Consider the following 14,887-nt stretch of genomic DNA (forward strand, 5'->3'; position numbering starts at 1 on the left):
CCAACCAATTGCACACCGAAAGTGCGCCCGACGCACGTGGTCGATCACCTCGGCTCACCCCCGCGCGCGGGCCCTAGACTGCACCTGCTCCTGCGGCGTTCCACGCCGCCCGATCTGCCTGGAGGCATCGATGACCGACGAGACCCGTGGACCGCGCCGTGAAGGTGGGCGAGACGACTCCCGTCGGGGAGGCCCCAGCGGTGGTGGGAGCTCGCGTGGGCGTGACGCCAGCGGGCGTGGACCTCGTGGTGCAGGGCGTCCCGAGCGCGACGACCGGCGCTCTGGGGGACCTGCGCGCTCTGGTGGGCCTGCCCGCTCGGGCGGTCGGGACGACCGTCGTGACGTGGGCCGGCCCCCTCGGGGTGGTGCCGAGCGCGACGGTGAGCGTGGCGGACCCCGTCTGGCACCCAAGAGCCCGCGTCGCCCCGAGCCCAGGATCCCGGACGGGGTCACCGGCAAGGAGCTCGACCGTTCGGTGCACCAGCAGCTGCGCACCCTGAGCAAGGAGAACGCCGACGGCGTGGCGCAGCACCTCGTCATGGTCGCGGCACTGCTCGAGGCCGAGGACTTCGACGGTGCCATGGCGCATGCCGAGACGGCCGTGCGTCGGGCCGGCCGGGTTCCCGCCGCCCGTGAGGCGCTGGGCATGGTCGCCTACCGCACCGGTGACTTCGCCCGTGCCCTGGGTGAGTTCCGCACCGTCCGTCGGATCAGCGGGTCCGACCACCTCATCCCGCTCATGGTCGACTGCGAGCGCGGGCTCGGTCGCCACGAGCGCGCACTCGACCTCGCTCAGTCGCCGGAGGCCCGTCGCCTTCCCACGCAGGAGAAGGTCGAGCTGGCCATCGTCATCTCGGGGATCCGCCGCGACCTCGGGCAGACCGATGCCGCTCTCGTCGCGCTGCAGATTCCACAGTTGAAGAAGTCGAACCAGCCCCGACTGGCCTACGCCTACGCCGACACCCTGCTGGGTCTCGGTCGCGCCGACGAGGCGCGGGAGTGGTTCGAGAAGGCCGCCGAGGCCGACGCCGAGTACGAGACCGATGCGGTCGAGCGCCTCGAGGAGCTGGACGGTGTGAGCATGACCGATCTGCTCGACGGCGCCGACGAGGAGGACGAGGGCGACGAGTGAGGCTCGTCGACCGTTACGACGCGATCGTCTGCGACCTCGACGGGGTCGTCTACCGCGGGGACCCCGCGGTTCCGTATGCCGTGGACTCCCTGTCCGCGGCCGGCATACCGATCCAGTACGCAACGAACAACGCATCCCGGCCACCCGCCGACGTGGGGGCCCACCTGCGCCGGCTCGGGCTGTCGGTGCAGGACTCGGCCGTGGCGACGAGCAGCCAGGCGGCCGCGTGGCTGCTCACGCAGCACGTCGCGGTCGGCGCGGCGGTGCTCGCCGTCGGTGGATCCGGAGTGGCGGAGGCGCTGCGGGAGAGGGGATACGTCCCCGTGACCACCGCCGCCGACGACCCCGTCGCGGTGGTGCAGGGCTACGGAGCCGACGTCACGGCCGACGACCTGGCGCAGGCGGCATACGCCGTCCAGCGCGGTGCGCTGTGGCTCGCCACGAACACCGACCACACGCTGCCCACGGCCCAGGGCTACGCGCCGGGCAACGGCGCCCTCGTCCTCGCGGTCGGGGCGGCGGTCGGCCGTGGTCCGGACCTCGTGGCGGGCAAGCCCGACGAGCCGCTCTACCTCATGTGCGCCGAGCGACTCGGGGTTGCGCCCGTGCGCGTCCTGGCGATCGGGGACCGTCTCGAGACGGACATCGAGGGCGCCCACGAGGCCGGGATGGACTCCCTCCTCGTGCTCACCGGCGTGCACGGTGTGCACGACGCCGTCGCCGCAGCCCCCGAGTCCCGGCCGACCTGGGTCGCGAGGGACCTGCGCGGCCTGTTGACCGACGTCGACGACCTCGAGCCGGCGTCGGCAGCGCTGCGGGCGGAGTGGGATGCGCGAGACAACGCTCCCGCCGGCGTCGACGTCAGCCGTCCACTGCCCGAGGAACTCGCTGCACTCACGCAGTGACTGGCCCTCTGCACGGGCACACTCACGAGTAGCGTGTGGCGGAACCACCACGACGCACAGGAGGACTCCATGGCCCAGCGGTCGATCAAGGGATACGTCGAGCTCGCTTCCGGACTCGGCGAGATGACGCGGAGCGCTGCCAAGGACGCAGCCGCCGAGCTCGTCGCCCTGACCAACAACGACCTGTCAGCCAAGAAGGTCACCAAGCAGGCGAGCCGCCTCGCCGACGACCTCTTCGCCGCGGCGAACACCAACCGCAAGAACCTCGTCGCGCTCGTGCGCTCCGAGGTCGACAAGGCCGTGGGCCGCCTCGACGTCGCCACCCTGCAGCAGGAGCTCTCCTCGGTGACCGACACCGTGCATGCGCTGCGCAGTCAGGTCGAGGAGCTCGCCGGGTCGCTGGCAGGTCGGTCGAGCAGCGCTGCCACGAGCGCCGCCTCCGGTGTGGCCGCCGTGGCCGACACCGCTGGAGCCACGGTGGCCGACGTCGCCCCGGGCGTCGCCCCCGCTCCGTCGCGTCGTCCGGCGCGGTCGGCGCTCAAGAAGTCGTCGTCCGCGACGTCCTCGGCCCCGAAGGCCCCGGCGAAGAAGGCGTCGACCGCCACGCGGTCCGCCGCCAAGAAGGCCCCGGCGAAGAAGGCGTCCACGGCCAAGACGTCCTCCCCGGCGAAGAAGGCGTCGACCGCCACGCAGTCCGCCGCCAAGAAGGCCCCGGCGAAGAAGGCGTCCACCGCCACGAAGTCCGCCGCCAAGAAGACCTCGGCGAAGAAGGCGTCCACCGCCACGAAGTCCGCCGCCAAGAAGTCGCCGACGGCCACGACGGCGTCGACCGCCAAGAAGTCGACTGCCAAGAAGTCCCCGGCGAAGAAGGCCTCGACGACGACGTCGGCGCCCTCCTCGACGGGCTCGAGCACGTCCACGGCGGGCAGCGCGTGAGCGAGCACGTCCCCGACAACGGCGAGCCGGTCGAGCCCGAGGTCACCGACGCCGGCTCGACGCACGCCCCCGCCCCCGAGACGGGCGACCTCGTCATCGACGCTGCCCTCCGGGACCTCGCCGAGGCCCCGGAGAACGACCTCGACGCCCAGGTCGAGCGCGGCGAGCAGGTCCAGCGCACCCTCCAGGGTCGCCTGAGCGACCTCGGGGGCTGACATCGCTCGGCTCGACGCCGAGCTCGTCCGTCGCGGGCTCGCCCGGTCCCGCGGTGAGGCTCGCGAGCTCATCGAGAGTGGTCTGGTCACCGTCGGTGGGCGGGTCGCGGGCAAGGCCGCCTCGGCCGCCGACGAGGAGACGCCGATCGAGGTCTCGAAGGACCGGCCCAGGTGGGTCGGGCGCGCCGCGCACAAGCTCGAGCACGCCTTCACGTCGTGGGAGGCGCGCGGTCTCACCGCGCAGGGTGCGCACTGCCTCGACGTCGGCGCCTCGACCGGCGGGTTCACCCAGGTGCTCCTCGCCCGGGGTGCCGCCGACGTCGTGGCCCTCGACGTGGGGCACGGACAGCTCGTGGCGCAGCTTCGCGACGACCCGCGGGTGACCGAGCGCAGCGGCACGTCCATCCGCGACGTCACCCCGGACGACCTCGGCGGCACCTTCGACCTCGTCGTCGGCGACCTGTCGTTCATCTCGCTCACCCTGGTCCTCGCGCCGATCGCGGCCCTGGCGCGCACGGGTGCCGACGTGGTCCTGCTCGTCAAGCCCCAGTTCGAGGTGGGCCGCGGACGCCTGAGCAAGAACGGCATCGTCACCGACCCGCGTCACCGGCGGCAGGCCCTCACCGACGTCCTCGCGGCCGCGACCGAGGCAGGGCTCGGCGTCAACGGTCTCGAGCGCAGCCCGATCAGCGGGGGAGAGGGCAACACCGAGTACCTCCTGTGGGCACGGTCGGGGGTCTCGGGCACGATGGACCCCGACGCACTGACCGCAGCCGTTCGGGGCCTGAGCAAGGGAGGATGACCATGAGCCAGCCGCGCCGCATCCTGCTCGTCGTCCACCCGTCACGCCCCGAGGTGCACGACCACGCTCTCGGCGTCGTCAAGCGGCTCACCGCCGCCGGTGTCTCGGTGGCCGTCATCAGCGACGAGATGCTCGGCACCCCGCTCGAGGGCGAGCCCGACCTCGTCGCCGCAGACCCGGCCGACCCCACCGCCGGGTGCGAGCTCGTCTGCATCCTCGGCGGGGACGGCTCGATCCTGCGTGCGGCCGAGCTGTCGCGGGGGTCTGGTGTGCCGCTGCTCGGCGTCAACTTCGGTCACGTCGGCTTCCTCGCCGAGGTCGAGCGTGACGACCTCGACGTCACGGTCGAGCGGATCGTCGAGCGCAGCTATGCCGTCGAGGAGCGCATGGCCCTCGAGGTCACCGCGTTCCACGACGGCGAGACCGTCTTCGAGAGCTGGGCCCTCAACGAGGTGACCGTCGAGAAGGCGTCGCGCGAGCGCATGATCGAGCTCACCGTCGAGATCGACGGACGACCGCTGTCGACCTGGGGCTGCGACGGAGTCGTCATGGCCACGCCGACCGGGTCGACGGCATACGCGTTCTCCGCGGGTGGACCGGTCGTCTGGCCCGACGTCGAGGCCCTCCTGCTCGCCCCCATCAGCGCGCACGCCCTCTTCGCCCGACCCCTCGTCGTCGGACCCGAGAGCCAGCTGGCCGTCGAGGTCGTGCCCGGCACCCAGGGCTCCGGTGTCGTGTGGTGCGACGGGCGACGCGCCGTCGACCTCCCGCCCGGTGCCCGCATCCAGGTCCACCGCAGCAGCGACCCGGTGCGCCTGGCCCGCTTCACCGCGTCCCCGTTCACCGACCGCCTCGTGGAGAAGTTCGACCTCTCCGTGCACGGGTGGCGGGGCGCCGCGCGCCGCGCCAACGGGTCCGACCCCGAGGCGGGCTGACCCGGACGTGCTCCAGGAGATCAGGATCAAGGATCTCGGCATCATCGATGAGTCGCTCATCGAGTTCGGGCCGGGCCTGACCGTGCTGACCGGTGAGACCGGCGCCGGCAAGACGATGGTGGTCACGAGCCTCGGCCTGCTCCTCGGCGCCCGGTCCGACTCCGGGCTCGTGCGCGAGGGCGCCGACCGTGCTGTCATCGAGGGTGTCTTCGACGTGCCCTCCGACCACCCGGCCGCGGCCCGCGCGGCCGAGGCCGGCGGTGACGTCGACGAGAGCCTCGTCCTCGTCCGCTCGGTGAGTGGCGAGGGGCGATCCCGCGCCCACGTCGGCGGTCGCAGCGCCCCCGTCGGCGTGCTCGGCGAGCTCGGTGAGCACCTCGTGGCCGTCCACGGGCAGGCCGACCAGTGGCGGCTGCGCCGCCCCGAGGAGCACCGCGAGCTGCTCGACACGTTCGGTGGAGCCGCGCTGGGACGGGTGCGGACGGCATACGACAGCGTGTATGCCGCCCACGCGGCTGCCGTGACCGAGCTCGAGACCCTGCGCACGGCGGCCCGAGAGCGGGCCCAGGAGCTCGACCTGCTGCACCGGGGGCTCGAGCGCATCGAGGCTCTGGAGCCGCAGCCCGGCGAGGACGTGAGCCTGCGCACCGAGGACGAGCGGCTCGCCCACGCCGAGGAGCTGCGCTCCGGGTCGGCGCAGGCCCAGTCGCTCCTCGCCGGTGACGACGACGCGGTCGGCGGTGGCAGTGCCGGTGTCATGGGTGAGCTGGCGGCGGCCCGCGCGGCGCTGAGCCAGGTGAGCGCCAACGACCCCGCGCTCGCCGACCTCGAGCGACGCCTCGTCGAGGTCTCGCACCTCGTCACCGACCTGGCCTCCGACCTCTCCGCCTACGTCGCCGACGTCGACCTGGACCCCGGCCGGCTCGAGTGGGTGCAGACCCGTCGCGCGGCGCTGTCCGACCTCACCCGCAGCTACGGCGAGACGGTCGACGAGGTCCTCGCGTGGGGCGAGGCGGCCTCGCGCCGGGTCCTCGAGCTCGAGGGCGACGACGACCGCATCACCAGCCTCGAGACGCGGGTCACCGAGCTCGAACAGCAGCGGGCCGCGGCCGCTGCCGACCTCAGCGCCGCCCGCACCAAGGCGGCCAAGGCGCTGTCGAAGCGGATCAGCGACGAGCTCAAGCACCTGGCCATGGGCTCGGCCACGGTCGTCATCGGGGTCGAACAGCCCGGACGCCTCGGGCCGCACGGCGCCGACGACGTCGAGATCGGGCTCGCCGCCAACCTCGGCAGCACCCCGCGCAGCGTGAGCAAGGTGGCCTCCGGTGGTGAGCTGTCCCGGGTGATGCTCGCCATCGAGGTGGCGACGGCCCAGGCCGACAGCACGCGGGCCGTGCCGACGTTCGTCTTCGACGAGGTCGACTCGGGGGTCGGCGGTCGCGCCGCGCTCGACGTCGGTGCCCGGCTCGCCGCGCTGGCCGCCAGCGCCCAGGTCATCGTCGTCACCCACCTCGCGCAGGTCGCCGCCCACGCCGACAACCACCTCGTCGTCTCCAAGGCCGACGACGGCAAGGTGACCCGCAGCGGTGTGCGCCGGGTCACGGGGGAGGAGCGCGTGAGCGAGCTGGCGCGCATGATGGCCGGCAGCGAGAGCGAGGCGGCACTCGAGCACGCCCGCGACCTGCTGAGCGACCTCGGTCGCAGCCCGGTCTGACCCGGCCCCGGCGGCGCGGCCGTGCACGGCCGCGACCCGTCAGCGTGGCACGATGGGAGGGATGCCCTTCACGACCCGCCTCCGCCGTGATCGCGACCCCGGACCCGCCGGTGTCAGCGGTCCCGCACGCGTCGACCCCCGCACCAAGGACCTGACGAAGCGGCTCAAGGCCGGTGACGTTGCGGTCATCAACCACATCGACATCGACAAGGTGAGCGCCGAGGCCCTCGTGGCCTGCCGTCCCAGCGCCGTGGTCAACGCCGCCGCGTCGATCTCCGGGCGCTACCCGAACCTCGGGCCCGAGATCCTGCTCGCCGCGGGCATCCCGCTGCTCGACGCCGTCGGCGAGGAGGTCATGTCCCTCGACGAGGGCACCCTCGTCCGGCTCGAGGGCAACGAGCTCCTCGCCGGTGACAGGGTGGTCGCCACGGGGACCGCGCTCGACGCCGCGATCGTCACCGAGTCGATGAGCGAGGCCCGGTCCGGGCTCAACAACCAGCTCGAGGCCTTCGCCGCGAACACGATGGAGTACCTCAAGCAGGAGCGGGCGCTGCTGCTCGACGGCGTGGGTGTCCCCGACATCGAGACCGACCTCGAGGGTCGTCACGTGCTCATCGTCGTGCGCGGCTACCACTACAAGGAGGACCTGCAGATGCTGCGGTCCTACATCCGCGAGTACAAGCCGATCCTCATCGGGGTCGACGGAGGAGCCGACGCGATCGTCGAGGCGCGCCACAAGCCCGACCTCATCGTCGGCGACATGGACTCGGTCTCCGACGCCACCCTGCGCTGCGGCGCCGAGGTCGTCGTGCACGCCTACCGTGACGGTCGCGCCCCCGGGCTGGAGCGCGTGCGCGAGCTCGGTGTCGAGCCGGTGGTCTTCCCGGCGACGGGCACGAGCGAGGACGTCGCCATGCTCCTCGCCGACGACAAGGGCGCCACCCTCATCGTCGCGGTCGGGACCCACGCCACGCTGGTGGAGTTCCTCGACAAGGGCCGGGCCGGCATGGCCAGCACCTTCCTCACCCGCCTGCGCGTGGGTGGCAAGCTCGTCGACGCCAAGGGTGTGAGCCGGCTCTACCGCTCCCGCATCTCGGGCTCCTGGCTCGCGCTCATGATCCTCGTCGGGCTGTGCGCCCTGACCGCCGCACTGTGGGCCACGCCCGGTGGCAAGGTCCTGCTCCAGGTCCTCGGCGCCCGCCTCGACGATCTCTGGTCCGCTCTCGGAGGAATTGTCACGTGATCGACTTCCGCTACCACATCGTCTCGATCGTCTCGATCTTCATGGCCCTGGCCGTGGGGATCGTGCTCGGTGCGGGTCCGCTCAAGGGACAGATCGGCGACACCCTCACGCAGGAGGTCACCCAGCTCCGCGAGGACCGCAGCGCGCTGCGGACCGAGCTCGACGCCGCACGCAAGGCGGGGGTCTCGCGAGACGAGTTCACCGCCGACGCCCGTGCCCGCCTCGTGGGCGGGACGCTCAGCGGTGGCACGGTCGCCCTCGTCGTCCTCCCGGGCGCCGACGCCGACGACGTCAAGGCAGTGGCCGACACCATCACCGCATCCGGTGCGACGGTCGTCTCGCGCACCACCGTCGAGGACGCCTGGGTCCCCGACGACGCCGACGCGACGTCCACGCAGTCCAGGCTCGCGACCGATCTGCGCCGCTCGCTGGGACTGCCGTCGGCCGCGGCGTCCGACTCGGCCCCGCTCGACGACGTCCTCGGAGCGGCCCTCGTCTCGACGTCCGGCGGTGCGGTCACCGATGCGGGCAAGCGCGCGCTCGACGCCCTGCTCGGCGCCAAGCTCATCGACGTCGACAGCGCCGACCTCCAGCGGGCCGGCAATGCGGTCATCGTGGGCGGGCTCATCAAGGGCGATGTCGCCGCCGACCGCGACCGCGCGGCCAACCGCCTCGCGGGCCTCGCCGCCGCACTGGACCGGGCCGGCAAGGGAGCCGTCCTCGCCTCCGACGTCGGCGTGACCGGGTTCACCGGCGCGGCCTCGGTCGTGCGCGCAGCGCGCGGCGACGCCACGACCGCGCGCAACCTCTCCACCGTCGACAACATCAGCCTGCCCCTGGGCCAGGTGAGTGTCGCCTACGCCCTCGCGCAGCAGAACGGAGGCGGCGTCGGCCAGTACGGCCTCGGTGACGGCGTCTCCGCCGCCTACCCTCCGATCCCCGCGCCGTGAGCCGACGTCCCGTCGTCGCCGCCCTCGTCGCCGCGGCGACAGCGGGGGGCCTCTCCGCGCTGCGCCGTTCGCTGCCCGAGGGCCTGCGCGCTCCGTGGGACCGGACGAACCACGCCGGGGACACGGTCACCCTGCTCGAAGGACCGATCCTCGCGGTCGCCGCTGCGGCCGGTGCGGTGGCAGGTGGGTCCCCCTCCGCACCCGGCGTCGTCGCGAGCCTGGGCTCGGCGGCGTTCGGCGCCCTCGACGACCTCGCCGGGGACTCCGCGAGCAAGGGCTTCAAGGGCCACCTCGGCGCGCTCGCCCGGGGCGAGGTGACCACCGGCGCCGTGAAAATCGTCGGGATCGGCGCGACCGGCCTCGTGGCCGCGGCGCTCGCCGACCGGCGCTCAGGACGTGGGGCCGCACTCCGCTCCGGACACGGCTCAGCACCCGGCGTGTTGGCGACCCTCGTGGGCGGCGCCGCCATCGCGGGCGCCGCCAACCTCGCCAACCTCTTCGACCTGCGACCGGGGCGCACGCTCAAGGTCACGGCCGTGGCCGGTCTCCCCGCGCTGCTCCCGCCCGGAGCGGCCGGTGCCGCGACGGCCGCGGCCGCGCTCGGTGCCGCAGCAGGGATCCTGCCCGACGACCTCGCCGGCCGCTCGATGCTTGGCGACACCGGGGCCAACGCCGCCGGTGCCCTCGTCGGGCTCGCGATCGTCGAGCGCACCGGGCTGCGGGGCCGGCTGGCCGTCCTCGCGGTGACCGCCGGGCTCACCGTCCTGTCGGAGAAGGTCTCGTTCAGCAAGGTCATCGAGGGCAACGACGTTCTGCGCCGCCTCGACGCACTCGGGCGACCGAAGCGATGAGCGCCCGCCGGGCCGCGGCTGGCATCGCCGGTGCCGCGGGACTCATCGCCGTCACGACCCTTTTCGCCCGCTTCGCCGGCGTCGCGAGGATCTTCGTCTTCGCGGACTCGGTGCGCGCACGAGGGGTCGGCGAGGTCTACCAGAGCGTCAACGCCCTGCCCAACGTCCTGTTCGAGGTCGCGGCCGGCGGCATCCTCGCCGCGGTCGCGGTCCCGCTCATCGCCCACTGGCTCGGCGCGGGGGAGCGAGAGCGAGCCGACGGCATCGCCTCGGTCCTGCTCACGTGGGCGCTGGTCGTGCTCGTCCCGCTGGCCCTCCTGCTCTGGGTCGCCGCTCCGGCGATCTCCGGGCTCATGGTCGAGGACTTCGACCCGCAGGCCCGCGAGGTCGGTGCCCGGCTGCTCCGCATCTTCGCGATCCAGCTGCCCCTCTACGGCATCGGCATCATCCTCACCGGACTCCTCCAGGCGCACCGCCGCTTCCTCATGGCCGCCCTCGCGCCGCTGCTGTCGTCGGTCGTCGTCCTCGGGTCCTACCTCTGGTACGGCTCCCTCACCGACGGCGAGACCGCGCCCTCCCGGGTGGGCGACGACGCGCTCACGGTGCTCGGGTGGGGGACGACCCTCGGCGTCGTCGCCCTCTCGCTGCCGCTCGTCGTCCCGGCCCTGCGCACCGGCTGGCGGTGGCGCCCCTCGCTGCGCCTGGCACCCAGCGACGCCAAGCGGATCGGCGGCCTCGCCGGTGCCGGCATCGTCGCCCTGCTCGCGCAGCAGGCCGCCGTCCTGGCGACGATGTGGCTCACGAACCACAGTGGGGACCGTGGGGCGTTCCCGGTCTACCAGTACGTCCAGGCCGTCTACGTCCTCCCGTATGCCGTCCTCGCCGTCCCCGTGGCCGTCAGCGCCTTCCCGGCGCTCGCCTCCCGGACCGGCGCGGGCGAGGAGGTCGGCGCCACGCTGGCCCGGGCCCTGCGCGGGGTGCTCGTCCTCACCGGCCTGTCCGTCGGTGTCCTGCTCGCCGCCGCACCGGCGATCGGGGCCTTCTTCCAGCTGCTCGACAGCCGCCGTGGCGACGCCGGCTCGAGCCCCGCGTCCCTGTCGGCGATGTCGGGTGCCCTCGTCACCTATGCACCGGGCCTCGTCGGGTTCGGCCTCACCGCCCTGCTCACCCGGGCGCTCTACGTCAAGGGCCGGCCGCTGCACGCCGCGCTCGCGGTCGCCGCGGGCTGGCTGGTCGCCATGCTCCCGATCGCCGTCGTCGGGCCGGACCAGGGACCCGGGGCCACCCTGCGTGCGCTCGGTCTCGCGTCCTCGCTGGGCATGACTCTGTCGGGCGTGCTCCTCTGCCTGCTCGTCCGTCGGGAGTGGGGCGAGGACGCCACCCGTGGCGCCGCCCGCACGACCGGGGCCCTCGTGGTCGCCGCAGCGGTGGCCCTCGGTGTGGGTGACCTCGTCACGCACGGCAGGGCACTCGACGACCTGGTCGAGGTGCTCGTGGTCGGCGTGGCCGCGGGCGCCGCGGCCCTCGTCGCGGGGCTGGTCGTCCTGGGCTGGGCCGACCGCGAGATGATGGGCGACGTCCTGCGCCGCGGCAGGGCCCGCCGCAGGGGAGGAGAGGCGTCATGAGGGTCGCACTGGTCATGGGGACGAGCGCCGGTGGCACCGGCCGCCACGTCCACGACATCGTCAGCGGGCTGGTGGGCGCCGGTCACGACGTCGTCGTGCTCGCTCCCGCCGGGGAGCTCGACCAGTTCGCCTACGCCGCCACGGGCGCCGCGACCGTCGAGCTCGCCGTCTCGGACCGACCCCACCCGGTGCGGGACGCGCAGGCGCTCGCGGTGCTGCGCAGGGTCTGCGGCGGCGCCGACGTCGTCCACGCGCACGGCGCACGGGTCGGGGCCCTCGCGACCGCCGCCCTCGTCGGCCAGGCCGTCCCCCTCGTCGTCACGCTGCACAACGCCTCGCCCGGCGGAGGTTTGTCCGGGCGCATCCACGCGGTGCTCGAGCGCGTCGTCGCCCGTGGCTCCGACCTCGTGCTCGGTGTCTCGGCCGACATCGTCCAGACCCAGCGCAGGCTCGGCGCCCGGCGGGCCGAGCTCGCGGTCATCGCGGCGCCGCCGCCCGCCGCCGTCGGCCGTGACCGCTGGGCCGTCCGCCGCGACCTCGGCATCGACCCACGCACGATGCTGCTCGTGACGGTCGCCCGGCTCGCGCCGCAGAAGGACCTCGACCTCCTCGTCGACGCCGTCGCCGAGATGCTCGAACGCCACGACATCGACGTCGTCGCCGCCGTGGCGGGGGGCGGGCCCGACAAGGAGCGTCTCCAGGCCCGGATCGACGACAAGCGCGTCCCGGTGCGGCTGCTCGGCCACCGCAGCGACGTCGCCGACCTCATCGCCGCCGCCGACGCCGTCGTCTCGACGGCGCGCTGGGAGGGGCAGCCCGTGGGGCTCCAGGAGGCTCTGCACGCGGGCGCCGCCATCGTCGCCACGGATGCCGGTGGCACCGGAGCGGTCGTCGGCGACGCCGCAATCCTCGTGCCGGTGGGTGACGTGGCCTCGATGGCGCGTGCGCTCACCGACGTCCTGCTGCACGGCGCGGTCCGCGACGACCTGCGTTCCCGGGCCATCGCCCGTGGAGGTGAGCTCCCCACGAGCGCGGATGCGCTCGAGGCCGCGCTCACGGCATACCGGTCCGTCCTCTGAGACGGGGCGCTTCGCGAGCCGGCTCCGGAGAGTCGTGGTGAGCCACCCCCTGCCGATGACGTATTGTTGAAGCCCGTGGTGGCTCAGACGAAACAGATCTTCGTGACCGGAGGCGTCGCCTCTTCGCTCGGCAAGGGCCTCACGGCATCCAGCCTCGGATTCCTGCTCAGGGCACGCGGTCTCCGCGTGACGATGCAGAAGCTCGACCCCTATCTCAACGTCGACCCCGGGACGATGAACCCGTTCCAGCACGGCGAGGTCTTCGTGACCGACGACGGCGCCGAGACCGACCTCGACGTGGGGCACTACGAGCGCTTCCTCGACCGCAACCTCGTGGGCAAGGCCAACGTGACGACCGGTCAGGTCTACAACCAGGTCATCGCCAAGGAGCGCCGCGGCGAGTACCTCGGTGACACGGTCCAGGTGATCCCGCACATCACCAACGAGATCAAGGAGCGCATGCGCGCGCAGGCCGCCGGTGCGCCCGGCGTCGACGACCGCGAGGCGCCCGACATCATCATCACCGAGATCGGTGGCACCGTCGGCGACATCGAGTCGCTGCCGTTCCTCGAGGCCGCCCGTCAGGTGCGCCACGACCTCGGCCGCGACAACGTGTTCTTCCTCCACGTCTCGCTCGTGCCCTACCTCGCGCCGAGCGGTGAGCTCAAGACCAAGCCGACGCAGCACTCTGTCGCGGCCCTGCGCCAGGTCGGCATCCAGCCCGATGCCCTTGTCCTCAGGGCGGATCGGGACATCCCCGATCCGATCAAGCGCAAGATCTCGCTCATGTGCGACGTCGACACCGAGGGCGTCGCCGCCTGCGTCGACGCGCCGAGCATCTACGACATCCCCAAGGTCCTGCACCGCGAGGGGCTCGACGCCTACGTCATCCGCCGCCTTGGTCTGACCTTCCGTGACGTCGACTGGACCGACTGGGACCGGCTGCTCGGCCGGGTCCACAACCCGGAGCACCGGGTCGAGGTCGCGCTCGTCGGCAAGTACATCGACCTGCCCGACGCCTACCTCTCGGTCACCGAGGCGCTGCGCGCCGGCGGCTTCCACCACGACGCCAAGGTCGCCATCCGCTGGGTCGCCAGCGACGAGTGCCAGACCGCTACCGGTGCCCAGAAGGCCCTCGGCGGCGTCGACGCGGTCCTCGTCCCCGGCGGCTTCGGCGTCCGCGGCATCGAGGGCAAGCTCGGCGCGCTCACCTGGGCGCGTGAGCACCGCGTCCCGACGCTCGGCATCTGCCTCGGTCTGCAGTGCATGGTCATCGAGTACGCCCGCAACGTCGCCGGCATCGAGGGCGCGAGCTCCACCGAGTTCGACCCCGAGACGCCGGCCCCGGTCGTCGCGACGATGGAGGAGCAGAAGGCGTTCGTCGAGGGCGCGGGTGACTTGGGTGGCACGATGCGCCTCGGATCGCAGCGCGCCGACCTGCGCGAGGGCTCCGTCGTCGCCGAGGTCTACGGCGCGACGAGCGCCGACGAGCGGCACCGCCACCGCTACGAGGTCAACGAGTCCTACCGCGAGCAGCTCGAGTCCGCGGGTCTCGTCATCTCCGGCACGCACCCCGAGCTCGGCCTCGTCGAGTTCGTCGAGCTGGCCCGCGAGGAGCACCCCTACTACGTCGCGACCCAGGCCCACCCCGAGTTCAAGTCGCGCCCGACGCGGGCCCACCCGCTGTTCGCCGGGCTCATCGGTGCCGCCATCGAGGAGCAGCGTGCCGCGCGGCTCGTCGAGGTCGAGCGGCCGAAGGTGCCCGTGGAGGCCGACGCCCCGTGACCCCGCAGCGCCTCGCCGACGAGCACGACCCGCAGCCGGTGCGGCGCAGCGAGGTCGTCGTGGAGGGGCGCGTCTGGGACGTCGTGCGCGACGAGGTCGACCTGGGTGACGCGGGCACGCACGTGCGTGAGTACGTCCGCCACCCGGGGGCCGTCGCCGTCGTCGCGCTCGACGGACAGGGGCGCATCTGCCTCGTCCAGCAGTACCGCCACCCCATCCGGGCCCGCGACTGGGAGGTCCCGGCAGGGCTCCTCGACGTCCCGGGGGAGCCGCCGTGGGAGGCCGCGGCGCGCGAGCTGCACGAGGAGGCCGACCTCGTGGCGGGCCGCCTCGACGTGCTCGTCGACCTCCACCCGTCGCCCGGTGGGCTCGACGAGGCGATCCGGGTCTTCCTCGCCCGCGACACCACACCCGTCCCCGAGCACGAGCGTCACGTCCGCGAGGCCGAGGAGCTCGGTATGCCGTGCGTCTGGGTCCCGCTCGACGACGTGGTCCAGGCCGCGCTCGAGGGGCGCCTCCAGAACGGCGTGCTCGTCGCGGCCGCCCTCGCGGCCAAGGTGTCGCAGGCCCGGGGGTTCGACACCCTCCGCCCGCACGACGTCCCGTGGCCGCAGCGCCCGACGTCGGTGCAAACGGCGCCCGCGGAGCCAGCGCCTGCGGACCCGGCGCCTGCGGAGGACGCGTGATCGGCGGCTCGGCCGGCGGCCCCTGTCCC

14 protein-coding genes are annotated in these 14,887 nt (G+C 73.4%); all 14 read left to right on the forward strand.

Annotated elements, in window-relative coordinates:
- The first annotated feature begins 343 nt into the window (after positions 1–343).
- The 14 genes from KLO01_RS11545 (at position 344) to KLO01_RS11610 (ending at position 14,858) form a co-directional block, all read left to right on the forward strand.
- Positions 344–1,132 carry a tetratricopeptide repeat protein gene (locus KLO01_RS11545; protein ID WP_246136176.1) on the forward strand — a complete coding sequence of 263 codons (789 nt, stop codon included), beginning with the start codon at positions 344–346 and terminating at the stop codon, positions 1,130–1,132.
- Positions 1,129–2,037: an HAD-IIA family hydrolase gene (locus KLO01_RS11550; protein ID WP_147065287.1), complete on the forward strand. Its 909-nt coding sequence runs from the start codon at positions 1,129–1,131 to the stop codon at positions 2,035–2,037. The genes KLO01_RS11545 and KLO01_RS11550 overlap by 4 nt, the downstream gene beginning before the upstream one ends.
- A 69-nt stretch (positions 2,038–2,106) precedes the next feature.
- A complete protein-coding gene (locus KLO01_RS11555) occupies positions 2,107–2,973 on the forward strand; it encodes a hypothetical protein (RefSeq protein WP_147065289.1) in 867 nt (288 codons plus the stop codon).
- Entirely contained in the window at positions 2,970–3,188 is a 219-nt protein-coding gene (locus KLO01_RS11560; RefSeq protein WP_147065291.1) for a hypothetical protein, read from the forward strand. Before KLO01_RS11555 ends, KLO01_RS11560 begins: the two co-directional genes overlap by 4 nt.
- Position 3,189: 1 nt before the next feature.
- On the forward strand, positions 3,190–3,990 hold the full coding sequence (locus KLO01_RS11565; protein WP_147065293.1) for a TlyA family RNA methyltransferase: 801 nt from the start codon (positions 3,190–3,192) through the stop codon (positions 3,988–3,990).
- Between the two features lie 2 nt (positions 3,991–3,992).
- Positions 3,993–4,925 carry an NAD kinase gene (locus tag KLO01_RS11570; RefSeq protein ID WP_147065295.1) on the forward strand — a complete coding sequence of 311 codons (933 nt, stop codon included), beginning with the start codon at positions 3,993–3,995 and terminating at the stop codon, positions 4,923–4,925.
- Between the two features lie 7 nt (positions 4,926–4,932).
- On the forward strand, positions 4,933–6,639 hold the full coding sequence (gene recN, locus KLO01_RS11575) for a DNA repair protein RecN (protein WP_147065297.1): 1,707 nt from the start codon (positions 4,933–4,935) through the stop codon (positions 6,637–6,639).
- Positions 6,640–6,700: 61 nt separating this feature from the next.
- Complete coding sequence (gene steA, locus KLO01_RS11580) at positions 6,701–7,882, forward strand: putative cytokinetic ring protein SteA (RefSeq protein WP_147065299.1); 1,182 nt, start codon at positions 6,701–6,703, stop codon at positions 7,880–7,882.
- The gene (locus tag KLO01_RS11585; protein WP_147065301.1) at positions 7,879–8,832 is read left to right on the forward strand and encodes a copper transporter; all 954 of its coding nucleotides are present in this window, start codon (positions 7,879–7,881) and stop codon (positions 8,830–8,832) included. Before steA ends, KLO01_RS11585 begins: the two co-directional genes overlap by 4 nt.
- The gene (locus tag KLO01_RS11590) at positions 8,829–9,683 is read left to right on the forward strand and encodes a hypothetical protein (protein WP_147065303.1); all 855 of its coding nucleotides are present in this window, start codon (positions 8,829–8,831) and stop codon (positions 9,681–9,683) included. The genes KLO01_RS11585 and KLO01_RS11590 overlap by 4 nt, the downstream gene beginning before the upstream one ends.
- Positions 9,680–11,308, forward strand: coding sequence for a murein biosynthesis integral membrane protein MurJ (gene murJ / locus KLO01_RS11595; RefSeq protein WP_147065305.1), 1,629 nt, complete (start codon positions 9,680–9,682; stop codon positions 11,306–11,308). The genes KLO01_RS11590 and murJ overlap by 4 nt, the downstream gene beginning before the upstream one ends.
- Positions 11,305–12,387 (forward strand): glycosyltransferase family 4 protein, encoded by a 1,083-nt coding sequence (locus KLO01_RS11600; RefSeq protein WP_147065307.1) that lies wholly within the window; start codon positions 11,305–11,307, stop codon positions 12,385–12,387. The genes murJ and KLO01_RS11600 overlap by 4 nt, the downstream gene beginning before the upstream one ends.
- Positions 12,388–12,462: 75 nt before the next feature.
- Positions 12,463–14,172 (forward strand): CTP synthase, encoded by a 1,710-nt coding sequence (pyrG, locus tag KLO01_RS11605; RefSeq protein ID WP_147065310.1) that lies wholly within the window; start codon positions 12,463–12,465, stop codon positions 14,170–14,172.
- Positions 14,169–14,858: an NUDIX domain-containing protein gene (locus KLO01_RS11610; protein WP_147065312.1), complete on the forward strand. Its 690-nt coding sequence runs from the start codon at positions 14,169–14,171 to the stop codon at positions 14,856–14,858. The genes pyrG and KLO01_RS11610 overlap by 4 nt, the downstream gene beginning before the upstream one ends.
- Positions 14,859–14,887 lie beyond the last annotated feature (29 nt).

Source organism: Knoellia locipacati (assembly GCF_007992835.1).
GTDB lineage: Bacteria > Actinomycetota > Actinomycetes > Actinomycetales > Dermatophilaceae > Knoellia > Knoellia locipacati.